The organism is Rhodococcus sp. KB6, from assembly GCF_001445685.1.
Lineage (GTDB): Bacteria > Actinomycetota > Actinomycetes > Mycobacteriales > Mycobacteriaceae > Rhodococcus_F > Rhodococcus_F qingshengii.
The window spans coordinates 20,733-33,551 of the sequence record NZ_LNAK01000017.1 but is presented as its reverse complement, the minus strand read 5'-3'; the positions used below and the strand labels follow the sequence as shown (position 1 = coordinate 33,551).

General features: G+C 64.4%; 9 protein-coding genes and 4 pseudogenes. 8 read left to right on the top strand and 5 right to left on the bottom strand.

The features are described from left to right. The 3 genes from ASU23_RS34455 to ASU23_RS03220 form a co-directional block, all read right to left on the bottom strand. Positions 1 to 274 (bottom strand): hypothetical protein (locus ASU23_RS34455; protein WP_216637111.1); only part of this gene is annotated, 274 nt, incomplete at its 3' end. Positions 275 to 755: 481 nt separating this feature from the next. Continuing rightward, positions 756 to 1,903 (bottom strand): IS3 family transposase gene (locus ASU23_RS03230; RefSeq protein WP_156423082.1). Its coding sequence is split into 2 segments (ribosomal slippage): positions 756 to 1,636 and positions 1,636 to 1,903, totalling 1,149 coding nucleotides; the frame shifts between segments, so codons are not numbered across the junction. 565 nt (positions 1,904 to 2,468) lie between these two features. Further along, positions 2,469 to 3,089 carry a TetR/AcrR family transcriptional regulator gene (locus ASU23_RS03220; protein ID WP_058037233.1) on the bottom strand — a complete coding sequence of 207 codons (621 nt, stop codon included), beginning with the start codon at positions 3,087 to 3,089 and terminating at the stop codon, positions 2,469 to 2,471. Between the two features lie 101 nt (positions 3,090 to 3,190). On the opposite strand from ASU23_RS03220, the gene ASU23_RS03215 reads away from it, so the two are divergent. The 7 genes and pseudogenes from ASU23_RS03215 to ASU23_RS34670 all read left to right on the top strand — a co-directional run. Further along, positions 3,191 to 4,042: a CoA transferase gene (locus tag ASU23_RS03215; protein ID WP_058037232.1), complete on the top strand. Its 852-nt coding sequence runs from the start codon at positions 3,191 to 3,193 to the stop codon at positions 4,040 to 4,042. Beyond that, complete coding sequence (locus tag ASU23_RS03210) at positions 4,039 to 5,214, top strand: thiolase family protein (protein WP_058037231.1); 1,176 nt, start codon at positions 4,039 to 4,041, stop codon at positions 5,212 to 5,214. Before ASU23_RS03215 ends, ASU23_RS03210 begins: the two co-directional genes overlap by 4 nt. Positions 5,215 to 5,224: 10 nt before the next feature. After that, entirely contained in the window at positions 5,225 to 6,889 is a 1,665-nt protein-coding gene (locus tag ASU23_RS03205; protein ID WP_058037230.1) for a long-chain-fatty-acid--CoA ligase, read from the top strand. A 2-nt stretch (positions 6,890 to 6,891) separates the two neighbouring features. Continuing rightward, positions 6,892 to 7,671 carry an enoyl-CoA hydratase/isomerase family protein gene (locus tag ASU23_RS03200; RefSeq protein WP_058037229.1) on the top strand — a complete coding sequence of 260 codons (780 nt, stop codon included), beginning with the start codon at positions 6,892 to 6,894 and terminating at the stop codon, positions 7,669 to 7,671. Between the two features lie 5 nt (positions 7,672 to 7,676). Further along, complete coding sequence (locus tag ASU23_RS03195; protein ID WP_058037228.1) at positions 7,677 to 8,837, top strand: acyl-CoA dehydrogenase family protein; 1,161 nt, start codon at positions 7,677 to 7,679, stop codon at positions 8,835 to 8,837. A gap of 219 nt (positions 8,838 to 9,056) precedes the next feature. Beyond that, positions 9,057 to 9,437 (top strand): annotated as a pseudogene (locus ASU23_RS34675) (DDE-type integrase/transposase/recombinase); the annotation flags it as partial. A 125-nt stretch (positions 9,438 to 9,562) separates the two neighbouring features. Beyond that, positions 9,563 to 9,834 (top strand): annotated as a pseudogene (locus tag ASU23_RS34670) (helix-turn-helix domain-containing protein); the annotation flags it as partial. Positions 9,835 to 9,882: 48 nt separating this feature from the next. On the opposite strand, the pseudogene ASU23_RS03185 reads toward ASU23_RS34670, so the two are convergent. Next, positions 9,883 to 10,934 (bottom strand): annotated as a pseudogene (locus ASU23_RS03185) (IS3 family transposase). Positions 10,935 to 11,010: 76 nt separating this feature from the next. Between ASU23_RS03185 and ASU23_RS34665 the strand changes: the two are divergent. Next, positions 11,011 to 11,211 (top strand): annotated as a pseudogene (locus tag ASU23_RS34665) (IS30 family transposase); the annotation flags it as partial. A gap of 459 nt (positions 11,212 to 11,670) precedes the next feature. Here the strand turns inward: ASU23_RS34665 and ASU23_RS03170 are convergent. Then, positions 11,671 to 12,633 carry a helix-turn-helix domain-containing protein gene (locus ASU23_RS03170; protein ID WP_209923170.1) on the bottom strand — a complete coding sequence of 321 codons (963 nt, stop codon included), beginning with the start codon at positions 12,631 to 12,633 and terminating at the stop codon, positions 11,671 to 11,673. Between the last annotated feature and the right edge of the window lie 186 nt (positions 12,634 to 12,819).

Below are 12,819 nucleotides of genomic sequence, written 5' to 3'. Positions count from 1 at the left end.
GGCGTTGCCGCGGCGCTCCTCCCGGCGCTGCGCGCCGGGAGACGGAGCGGGTCGCTGCGCTCCCCGCCAGGGAGCCGCTACGCGGCTCGCGGTGGGTCACCCCAGGCAGCCGTCGAGCGGGTCGCTGCGCTCCCCTCGAAACCGAAATAACCGACACACCAACATAATTCAGCGCCACCACCGCAGCACCCCCGAACCCGAACGAGAGACGGGGACGCGCTGCGCGCGCCGCAGTCCGGCCCGCCCCGTCGCTCTCAACCCGTCCCGATGTCATGCACCAATGATATACCACCGCCCCGACAACGCCAAAACGCGACACGACACCACCAGAGCCGAAATCACAACGCCCACAACCAAACACGAGAAAACAGCCCAAAACAGCCACGCAAAGACGCCGAACCCACCAACACCACAACAGCATTCAAAACATCCGTTGCGGCACAACACAATTCAAAATCCGCACCGAGCACCCGCCGACCCCTCCCCACCGCGCCCGATCACCCCACCGAACACCCCCACCACCAGCACCGGCACCGGCACCGGCACCACACCCCACACACCCCAACACGCCGCCAACCCCACAACAGCACCGACACCCGGGGCTGTGCAGGGGCCAAGCAAGCCAGACCTTGGTGCTACGGACGATGCTTCGCCGCACCGCCAGTTACGGCGGCACGATTGACTCAACGGGCCAGCGGATGTGGCAGGTCCCCGATATTCGGGCCGTGTGGTCTTAGAGCCACGTTCTGATTGATTCAGTCAATCTCGCAACCCACTGGTTGGTGCGTGTGGGTGCATCGGGCAGCGTACTCGGCCGGAGTCAGATAGCCGAGAGACGAGTGGCGATGTCGGTGGTTGTGGTCGTCCTTGAAGTCCCCGATCACGACTCTCGCTTCGAGCAGATTCGTCCAGTGGTTCCGGTTGAGGCATTCCCTTCGCAGCCGGTTGTTGAATGATTCGATGTGGCCGTTAATCCACGGAGTACCCGGCGGAATGTACGAGATCCCGATCCGGTCACCGCAAAACCGTTGCAATGCAACCGATATGAACTCCGGACCATTGTCCATGCGCAGCACCCGCGGCGGACCACCCCACAACGCGAACGCCTTGTCGAGCTCGGCGACGAGCCGAGTCGCCGTGATCGACCGTTCCACGATGTTCAGCACCGACAGCCTGGTGTGCTCGTCGAGCATCGACGCGATCTTCACCGCCTTCCCGTCGACGGTGGAGTCGAACTGGAAGTCCAATGCCCACACCACTTTCGGTGCATCGGCCTCGATCTGCGGGACCGAGCTCAGGCCGGCGCGCTTGCGTGGGTGATGGATGCGGACCTGCAGGCCTTCCTCCCGCCAGAGGCGGTGCACCTTCTTCTTGTTGACGTGACGGTGCTCGTCGTGGCGCAGGTTCGCCCATGCACGCCGGAACCCGTGCACCGGGTGCGTGGTGGCGTAGGAACGCAACCAGGCCCGCAGTTCGGCGTCAGGATCGGCCGGTGTCAACGCCACCGGCGTGCGTTGGTACGTCGATCGGGCGAGCCCAACGGCTTTGCACGCCGCCCGTTGCGAGATGCTCATAGTCGAGACGAGCATGTCCACGGCGCGGCGTCTGGCCGCTGGGCTCAGAATTTTCCCTTCGCGACCTCGCGCAGCGCATCCTTCTCAAGCTCTGCCTCGGCGAGCAGTCGCTTGAGTCTGCCGTTCTGTTCCCGCAGTTCCTTGAGCTCCTTCGCTGCGTCGGTGTCCATTCCTGCGTACTGGCGGCGCCAGTTGAACAGTGTCGCCGGCGACACCTCGAGCGCGGCGGCGATCTCCTCGGAGGTCTTGCCCGCCGCGGAGAGTTCGTCGCTCCGGCGCAGCTTGCGAACGATTTCCTCTGCGGAATGCCTCTTCCGTCCAGCCATGATCTCTATCGTCCTTCCGGCTCCGAAGTGGAGCAACAGGACTCTAGAACCGCATGGTCTCATTCATGGGGAACATGCCAGATGCGCCAAATGTAGATAGCCTGGTCATCGACGTTGTTTCGTTCCGGCGCCATAGGAGGCGACCGTGTTCTCTACGATCTGCGCAAGAACACCCGATCGGACAGGGCTGCACCGATACAACCGTGAACCTCATAAACCGCGCGGCCGGCAGCACCCGCCCGAAACGGTCCAAACTAGCTACCAACCAGGCGTTGTGGAGGGCGGCCGAAGGTGAGCTGTCGAGGGGGCTGCCTGATCCTAGGGACCTTCTTATCGGGCCCCGGAGATGCCATGCGTCCCGACGAACTATCTACCCTTCACTCTGCTGCGCCACCTGCCCGACGGTCACTCCGCCGAACATGTCAACGCCGCGATGGCCGCCAGGATTCGAGAACTACCCGCCGCGCTGGCCCGCTCGATCACCTAACGAACCGCGAGACGCTCGACTGGCATACTCCAGCCGAGCGTCTCGCAGTGTTGCTCGTTGCGACGACCGCATGAATCCGCCTCATCGAAGTTCGTCAGATTCCGTCCGCCGGGTCTCGGTCTCGACTTTCAGTGATGGTTTGGATGCTTCCGCCATGTCCGGACCCGATAGCTGATTCCACATCGCGTCGACCATGGGCTGCAGGAACAGGTGTCCAAGTTGACGAATCATGAGGCCTATCACCTGCTCCGCCTCAGATTTGCTGGTGGAGGCGATCCCCGCCATGCGCAACTTGGCCACCTCGTTGCGACTCAGTTCTGTCAGGCGCGCAAGCAGTTTACCCTCGCCCGCCGCCAGGTCGAGCAAGGCGCGTCTTAGATAGTTGACGACCGGTGGATGGTCCTCAAGCATTGTCCGGACTGCCTGATCTCGAGCCGCCGCCACCTCAGCGGGCATACCGTCGCGGGGAGTGTCAGCGAGAGCCTGCGCGTGATAGTCGACTATCAGTTGCTCGACAGCGTTTCGCAGTCCGTCTTTAGTCTTGAAGTGGTGCTGAACCAGTCCGACGGTCACGTTGGCGGCCGCCGCGACAGCTCGCATCGATACGCGGTCTTCGCCTCGTTCGGCATATAGATCCAGAGCCGCATTGCGGATCTTCGCTTTCGCTGTGAGGTCGTTGAAGCTCGCGCGCGGGTCCGTCACGGCATTTCACCCTTCATGAATCGCGATTATACGGATCACACCAACCGCTTTACATCTGGCTCAATAACTGTACAGTAGTACAGCGACGAAGGGAGTGGCTGTTGTCACAGGATTTGCCGCTGTCGGGCGTGCGGGTGGTCTCGGTCGCCGTCAATCTGCCCGGTCCACTCGCAGCTGCGCGGCTGTGTGAACTCGGAGCGGAAGTGATCAAGGTAGAGCCGCCGACGGGCGACCCGCTGGCCTCGATGGCGCCGCAGTGGTACCAAGATCTCGCGTCCGGCCAGACTGTGGTCAGGCTGGATCTCAAAAGCGCGGAACAGCGAGCGGCGTTCGAGATCGAACTCTCGTGGGCGGATGTACTCATCACCGCCATGCGGCCATCAGCGTCTGCCCGCCTGGGTCTTGACAAGCTCCCGCAGCAATTTCCGGCGCTGTCTCTCGTCGAGATCGTCGGCCACGACGGAGAATTCGTTGAGGTGCCTGGCCATGACCTGACATACCAGGCGGCGCACGGAACCCTGACTCCGCCGACCATGCCAACGGTGCCGGTAGCCGACGTTGTCGGTGCGGAGCGGGCGGTTTCGGCCGCGCTGCTAGCGCTGATGGGCCGTGCGCGGACAGGCCGGGGAGAGTGCCGGCGCATCGTCCTCGAAGAGGCCGCTGCTGACGCAGGAGCGGCTGTCCGATACGGACTGATGGGCCCCGGCACGCCACTGGGTGGGGCGATACCCAGCTACGGGATCTATGCCAGCGCAGATGGACACGTGGCGCTCGGTGCACTGGAGCCGCACTTCCGGGACCGTGCACTCGCACTGCTCGGCGCGAAGCACCGGCAGGACCAACTGGCGAGCGCGTTTGTCACTCGCACCACCGCCGATTGGGAGGGCCTGGCCGCAGACGCGGACATCCCGCTCGTCGGCATCTACATGCAAGCAAAGGGAGAGCCCGCATGAGCATCCGAGAAGCGGTCATCGTCGACGCCGTCCGCACGCCCGTCGGCAAGCGCGGCGGTGCGCTAAGTCAGTGGCACCCGGTCGATCTACTCGGCCACACGCTACGAAACCTGATGGACCGCAATGATATCGATCCCATGCTGTTGGACGATGTTATTGCGGGCTGCGTGCTGCAGCATGACCAGCAGTCTTCGAATATCGGTCGGCACGCGGTGCTCTCGGCGGGACTCCCCGAGTCGGTTCCAGCCGTTACGGTCGACCGGCAGTGCGGATCCGGCCAGCAGGCCGTTACCTTCGTGGCGCACGGCGTCATGGCGGGCGGCTACCGACTGGCGATCGCGTGCGGCGTCGAGTCGATGTCGCAGGTGTCGATGCCTTCCGCGTTCCAGCCCGGTGCACCCCTGGGCCCGCAGTATGGCCCGCTCGAGCTGGCCCGCTACGACGGCGCACTGTTGGCGCAGGGGCCCTCGTCCGAGCTGATGAACTTCCAGTTCAACCTGAGCCGAGAGGACCTGGACGCGTTCAGCATCCGCAGTCACGAGCGCGCGCTCGCCGCAACGCGTGCTGGACGCTTCCGGGCGCAACTGGTGCCGATCACCGCCGACCCGCACGATCCATCCGGCCCGGTGATCGACGCAGACGAGGGCATTCGCGAGCATCTCGATCCGGCCAAGATCGCTTCGCTGCGCGCAGCATTCACCACAGACGGCCGCACCACGGCCGCGAACTCCTCCCAGCTCAGCGACGGGGCAGGCGCGCTGCTGATCGCGGACCGGGAGTTCGCCGCCGAGCACGGCCTGCGGCCCCGAGCCCGGTTCCGTGCGCTGACGGTGGCAGCGGCCGACCCCGTCGTGCAGTTCACCGCGGTACTCGACGCGACCCACAAGGCCCTCGCCGCCGCCGGGCTGGCCGCCGCGGACATCGACCTGTTCGAGGTCAACGAGGCCTTTGCCGGCGTCCCGCTGATGTTCCAGCGCGAGTTCGGCATTGACGACGACAAACTCAACGTCAACGGCGGCTCCGTCGCGCTCGGTCACCCGCTCGGGTCCACCGGCGCGCGGATGCTCACCGACCTGCTGTGCGAGCTGGAGCGAACCGGCGGGCGATACGGCCTGCAAACCATCTGCGAGGCCCACGGCACCGCCAACACCACCATCATCGAACGAATCTGAGAGGTACGCCATGACTACCGAGATCGTCAAGGGATTGCCGTCGACGCACGGTGACAGCTACCAACTCAACACCACCAGCCTGATCCGGCACGCGGCCCGCACCTATCCGGAGCAGGAGATCGTCTTCCGAACCCCGGATGGTGGCTGGGACCGCTACTCCTACGCCGACGCGTACAGCCGAATCAAGAGGGCCGCCAACGCGCTCGCCCGCCTCGGTGTCGGCCCCGCAGACGTAGTTGGAATCCTCGATTGGAACAGCAAACGGCATTTCGAGCTGTACTGGGCGATCCCGGGCCTGGCCGCTGCGATGCTGCAGATGAATCTGCGGCTGTCGCCAGAGGACCTCGGCCACGTCGCCACACACAGCGGGGCCTCGGTGGTGCTGGTTGATGAGAGCCTGCTACCCATCGCCGAGGCCCTCGCCCCGCACGCTCCCGGGGTGCGGGCATGGGTGGTGATGACGGACAAGCCGATGTCCTCGATCAACACCAAGCTGCCGAACACTCATCACTTTGAGGATCTGATGGCCGCTGCCGATAGTGAGATCGACTGGCCGACAGTTGACGAGACTTCCACCTATAGTGCCTGTTACACAACCGGTACCACGGGCCGTCCCAAGGGCGTCTTCTACTCGCACCGCGGCATCTACCTGCACTCGATTTCTCTCGCCGCGACCATCAGCATGCGCAGCGACGACTGCGTCATGCTCATCACGCCAATGTTCCACGGCCAGTCCTGGGGTCTGCCGCAGGCCGCCGTCTACGTTGCTGCGAAGATCGTGCTTCCCGGCCGGTACCTGGCCGAGGACACCAAGGTGCTGGTCGACGAGATTATCGCCGAGCAGGTGACGGTCGCCAACGGCGCGCCCGCGATCTTCCAGCCGATGATGGACTACATCAAAACCCTCGCAGTCGCCCCTGACCTCAGCCGCGCGCGACTGCTCTCCGGCGCCACCGAGCCCGCGCTGTCGCTCATGCGCGACTTCCGCGAGATCGCTGGCGCGGACGTCATCCACGCCTATGGCGCTACCGAGACCACGCCGATCGTCACGGTGAACGGTCCGGTCAAGCCTTCTCTGCGCGGGGTGCTCTCCACTGAGGAGGCGTGGGACCTCAAGCGTTGCCAGGGCCTTCCCGTCTCTGGCATCGACATCCGGATCGTCGACGCCGCAGGCAAGGATCTACCTCACGACGGGGCAAGCCAGGGCGAGATCCTGGTACGGGGGCCGTGGATCACTGAGCGGTACCACAAGCTCGCCGACGACGGCGGGCACTTCCTCGACGGCTACTGGCGGACTGGGGATGTCGGGAGGATCGACAAGAACGGCTACCTCAAGCTCACTGACCGCATCAAGGACGTCGTCAAGAGCGGCGGCGAGTGGATCTCCTCGATCGACATGGAGAACGCGATCATGGGCCATCCGAAGGTTCAGGAGGTGGCTGTCATCGGCGTCGACCACCCGAAGTGGCAGGAGCGCCCAGTCGTGCTTGTCGTCACTGTGGACGGGGCGGAGCTCACGCTCGAGGAGATCAACAGCGTTCTTGCCGGCAAGTTCGCGAAGTGGCAGCTGCCGGACACAGTCCTGTTCGTCGACGCGCTGCCCCGCACCAGTGTCGGCAAGCTCGATAAGAAGGCGATGCGCGCCGAGCACGCCGATATCTACAAGGAGGCCTAGTCATGAGCGATGTCCTGGTGTCGTCCCGCAAGGGCCCTGTCGTGGTGCTGGCGCTCCACCGGCCTCAGGCGAAGAACGCACTCAACGAGGAGTTGTTGTCCGCACTCAACGCTAAGTTGGATAGCATTCGCACCGACGACGCGGTTCGCGCAGTAGTCCTGACCGGCTCCGACGGGGTCTTCTGCGCCGGCGCGGACATCAGCGCCTTCGACCAGATCCGCGCCGATTCGCTGCTCGGCGAGCGAAAGGCACTGGGCGGCAAGATCTGGGCTGACCTGGGCACCTTCCCGAAGCCGGTGATCGCCGCAGTGGAGGGCCTGGCTCTCGGCGGCGGCTGTGAGCTGGCGCTGGCGTGCGACATTGTGATCGCGGGCGAATCGGCCGAGTTCGGGGTGCCCGAGGTCAAGCTCGGGGTGATTCCAGGTGGCGGCGGCACCCAGCGGCTGGTCCAAGCCATCGGCAAGTCGAAAGCTATGGCGATGTTGTTGACCGGCGACTCCCGCTCGGCCCAGCAGGCCTGTGCCGCGGGACTGGTCGCCGAGGTGGTCACCGACGGCGAAGCGGGCGCCCACGCCCTCGCCATGGCACAGCGCATCGCGAAGAATTCGCCACTCGCGGTTGCCCTGGCCAAGGATGCCGCACTGCGCGCGTTCGAGACGTCTCTGTCTCAAGGCCTCGAGCATGAGAGGCGCAATTTCCACGTGTCCGTGCACTCCGCAGACAGCCACGAGGGCCAAGCGGCCTTCCTGCGCAAGCGCACACCCGAGTTCACCGGAAGGTAGAAATTATGAGCAAGTTGTTCCCCGAATACCGCTCCCCGTGGGAGACCGAGGATCAGGCAGCACTACGGACGCACGCGGCCGAGTTCTTCAGAAGGGAAGCCACCCCCAACCAGGAGCGTTGGGCCGAGAATCATCAGATTGACCGTGACTTCTGGACAAAGGCGGGCTCCGCCGGACTGCTGTGCCTGGGGCTTCCAGATGAGTTTGGCGGGGGCGGAGGCAATTTCGGACACGAGGCTGTCGTCCAGCAGGAGTTGGCCCTGGCCCACGACACAGCCTTCGGATTCAACGTGCATTCAACGATCGTCGCCCATTACATCTCCGCCTATGCCACCGACGAGCAGAAGAGACGGTGGATCCCCAAGATGTCCAGCGGCGAGATGGTGATCGGCGTCGCGATGACCGAGCCCGGTACTGGGTCCGACTTGCAGGCTGTGCGCACGACCGCGACCCGGGATGGCGATGAGTACGTGATCAACGGGTCCAAGACCTTCATCTCCAACGCGTCTCACTGCGACCTGCTTGTTATCGTCGCGAAGACCGACCCCAAACTCAGGGCCAAGGGAATCTCGCTGTTCGTCGCCGAGACCGAGGGACTCAAGGGGTTCGAGCGAGGCCGCGTGCTGCAGAAGATCGGCCAGCACGGTCAGGACACGCGAGAGGTCTCCTTCACCGACATGCGTGTGCCCGCAGAGAACCTGCTCGGCGGCGTAGAGGGCAAGGGCTTCATCCAGCTGATGGAGCAGTTGCCGCGAGAACGCCTCATCATAGGTGTGGCTGGCATCGCGATGGCCGAGGCCGCGGTACTTGAGACCGTCAAGTACGCCAAAGAGCGGCTCGCTTTCGGCAAGCCGATCCTGGACTTCCAGAACACCAAGTTCGTGCTCTCGGAATGCAAGACGGACGTCCTCGCCGGTAAGACGCTGATGGACTATTGCATCCAGCGTTACATCGACGGCACCCTCGATCCAGCGACGGCTTCGATGGCCAAGCTGTGGGGAACCGACAAGCAAGTCGAGATCATCGACCGCTGCCTACAGGTCTTCGGCGGCTACGGCTACATGATGGAGTACCCGATCGCCCAGATGTACGCCGCGGCACGGGTACAGAAGATCTACGGCGGAACCAACGAGATCATGAAGGAACTCATCGGTAGGTCGCTGTGATCGCAGCTGCCAGACCATCGGCGCACAGACGGGCGACATCGGCCGTACCACGGCGCTCGCCGCGGGGTCACTCGAGACCGTCCCCAGGACTAACGATCGACAGGCCGTGCGGGTCGCCCACTTTTTCGGCGCAAGCCACAGGAGTGGCATCGTGGACCAATGCTCGTCGCCGAACATTGGCACATCGAACGTGACGCGATAAGTTTGGGCGGCTACCAGGTCGCCGCCTGCACCGTCGACCGACTCATGAGCGCCGAGGGCCTGTCCGGTGTCGTCCGCGGCCGCCGGCACCGGACCACGCTCGGCGGCAAGGACAGTCGGAGAGCGCCAGACTTGCTCGATCGGGACTTCACCGCCGAGGCGCCGAACCGGAAATGGGTCACCGACTTCACCTACTGCCGAACGTGGGCCGGGTTCGTCTACGTGGCGTTCGTGATCGACTGCTTCTCCCGCACGATCGTCGGCTGGCACGCATCGAGCGTGAAGGACACCCCCATGGTCACCACGGCGTTGAAGATGGCGTTGGGGCGCCGCGACCACGGTGGCCATGCCGTGGCCGACGGGCTCATTCATCACAGCGATGCCGGCAGTCAGGACGGATTCAATCGGTCGTCGCAACACCTCAATCACGGAGGTGCGCGATGGGGGGTGGTGGGAAGCAGATGCCGGAGGCGCCGTCGGGTGCGCGGCGGCAGTGGGCGGCGGATCGGGCGTTGCAGCCACCGATGCGATCGCCGGGCCCGTCGCGTGCGGTGCAGCGGGATTTCTGGCGGCGGATCGCCTCTGGCGTGACGACGTTGCAGGCGGCGGACGCTGTTGGCGTGTCATGGCCGGTCGGCTCCCGCTGGTTCCATCACGCTGGCGGGATGCCACCGATCAGTCTGGACGACCCCACGGGCCGCTACCTGTCATTCGCCGAACGCGAGGAGATCGCGCTCTACTGCGCGCCCAGGACTTCGGGGTCCGAAAGATCGCCCGCCGAATTGGCAGGTCCCCGATAGTCGGTCCACCCGGTTCCAGAGCCAGGTTGTGATTGATACCGATCTCAGGCGATCTCACAGCCCACCGGCAAGTACCGGTGACTGCATCGGGCAGCGTACTCGACCGGGGTCAGGTAGCCCAGGCACTCCCGGCGCAGTCGGTTGTTGAGCGACTCGATGTACCCGTTGTTCCACGGCGTCCCAGGCGGGATGTACGCCAACCCCACCCTTCCCGCGCAGAACGATTGCAGCGCTTGGGAAATGAACTCCGGTCCGTTGTCCATCCGCCACACCCTCGGTGAGCCACCCGCCGCCGCGAAACACGCTTCCAACTCCCGGGTGAGTCGTTCGGCAGTGATCGACCGCTCCACAATGTTCAGCAGCGACTCACGGGTGTGCTCGTCGATCATCGACGCGATCTTCACCGACTTCCCGTCGACCGTGGAATCGAACTGGAAGTCCAATTCCCACACCATCTTCGGTGCGTCCGACTCCACCGTCGGACACGACGAGATGCCCGCTCGTTTGCGGGCACTGTGGACCCGTCGCTGCAGGCCCTCCTCCCGCCACAGGCGGTGCACCTTCTTCTTGTTCACCTCCCGGTGCTCGTCAAAGCGGAGCGCCGCCCACGCGCGCCGGAACCCGTGACACGGATAGCCCTTCGCATACGTCCGCAGCCATGCCCGCAGGCCGGCGTCCGGGTCGGCCGGCGTCTGTGCGAGCGGGATCCGGCGGTAGGTGGAGCGGGCGAGCCCGACCGCCTTGCACGCGAGCCGCTCGGACACGCTCAGCACCTCTTTGAGCATGTCGACGGCACGGCGCTTGGCGTCCGGGCTCAGAATTTTCCCTTCGCCACCTCTCGCAGGGCGTCCATCTCCAGTTCGGCCTCGGCGAGCAGTCGCTTGAGCCGGCTGTTCTGTTCCCGCAACTCGCGTAGTTACTTGGCGGCGTCGACGTCCATGCCGCCGTACGAGCGGCGCCAGTTGTACAACGTCGCCGACGACACCTCGAGGTCGGCGGCGATCTCGTCATTCGTCTTGCCAGCGGCAGCGAGTTCGTCCGCACGGCGCAGTTTGCGCACGATGTCCTCTGCGGAGTGCTTCTTCCGGCCAGCCATGTGTTTCATCGTCCCTTCTGACCCGATTCTGGGCCACAGGACTCTAGAACAGGGCGAACTCATTCACCGGGGACACGCCAGAATCGGACTCGACCCGGGAACGATTTCACGTGAGCTGCGCCGCAACGCGGCGACCCGAAGCGGATAGCAGGTCCCTGGCGGCGCAGTGGAAGGCGCAACAGGCCGCCAACGTCCGAAGGTTGCGAAGCTGGTGGGCAGCGATGCGTTGCGCGAGTACGTGCAGGAACGGCTCGCCGGCAACGTTCGGCACGATGAAGTGGGTCGACTGGTTCAACAGTCGCCGGCTCCACAGCACCCTCGGCTACATCACGCCCGAAGAGTTCGAGGCGATCCACTCTCCAACCGGAGTTGTCGCCAGCATAGGAGCGGCAAGGAACCCGGCACGGTTCAGGGTGCCGCGATCGGTATGGAAGATCACTGCTCGGGACGCTGGCCCTTCATGGCCACCGTCATCGCCCGTACATCCTCGACTGAGATCGGCGCGCATCGAGGTCGACCGCCTCTTTGTCGATCGCCGGTACGGCTACTACAAGACCCAATCGTTTCGCGACATGCGCGATAGGACGTCATCGCACCACAGCGTCCAGATCCTCGAAGACGACGTCAGCGCCTGGTGTGGAACGCGAACCCGAAACCCTTCGTGTGGACCAAGACCGCGGATGTGATCCGCGGCCTACTGCACCCGAGTCAATAAAACAATCAATGACTCAGGACACTAGAAGCCTTCCCCCTCCGACGCTTCGCCCTGCCGCGCGTCTGCCCGGTAGGCAGTGGGCGACAGCCCAAACTGCAGTTTGAACGACCGGGTGAAATGGCTGGCATCTGAGAACTGCCAGCGTGCCGCAATAGAGGAGATAGACAGATCCGTTGCCGCCAGATCCGCCCGGGCGCGGAGGAGGCGGCGCCTCCGAACCGCACTCCCCAAAGTTTCGCCAGTCTCGGCGAACACCCGATGAACCGTGCGGACCGACACCGCATGTGCGGCCGCGACCTCCGTCGGGGTGATGTGGAGCCTTGCCAGGTGTTGGTCGATCCACCGGTCCATTGATGTCCTCAGCGCCGGAATGGTTCCGCTCACCGGCAGATCGGTTCCGGGCCTCAATGCGCCCTCGATCAGCTCGAGTGTGGCGTTGCGCGCCGATATCGTTGCCTGCAATGAGAGCTGCGGCAGTGCGACCCAGAGCGAATCGAGATAGCTCATCAGCAGTCGCGCGGCGGGCGAGCTAACGAATCTGTCCCCCTGAGGGACGACGGCTTGCATTGGTTCGAATACCCGCTCGGGGATCATCAACAGCCGCTTGCGGAGGTTGCGCTGGATGTCGAAGCGCGCGGCGCGGGTGGAGTCCCATAGGAGCGCGTCGCCCGGCCGCAGCGCCGTCCTCGTGCCGCCCTGCGCTACCACTTCCTCACCGCGCTCGATCATCAACAAGATCATGTACCGCTGATCGCTGTCGGCGATCGTGCTGGTCGTACGTGCCGCCGACGAGCGGCCGCACTGAAGATCGACGAGTGCCAGCTCCGCGATCCACCGACGGCGCAGGTACTCGCGATGGAACGGGGCCTCAGGGGCGACCGCACCCATCGCCAGCGAGAAGCCGAACGCTGAGGTTGCCGATTCCCATTGGGTCGCGCGATCGGTCGCTGAAATGCTCTCCACGTCGAGCGCTCCGGTAGTCAACAAACGAGTTACCTCCGCATGTCCTGCCATCGATCCTCGCGCCAGTCGTCGGAGCTAGGGCACACAGATTGTCCGATCCGGTATGGCGTGCTCGTTCAGTCAACTGGCGCTGTCGTACAAGCGTACAGGAATGTGACTCAGCACACTCGATAGCGACCGAGGCTGATGCCCACACCTGGACCGATA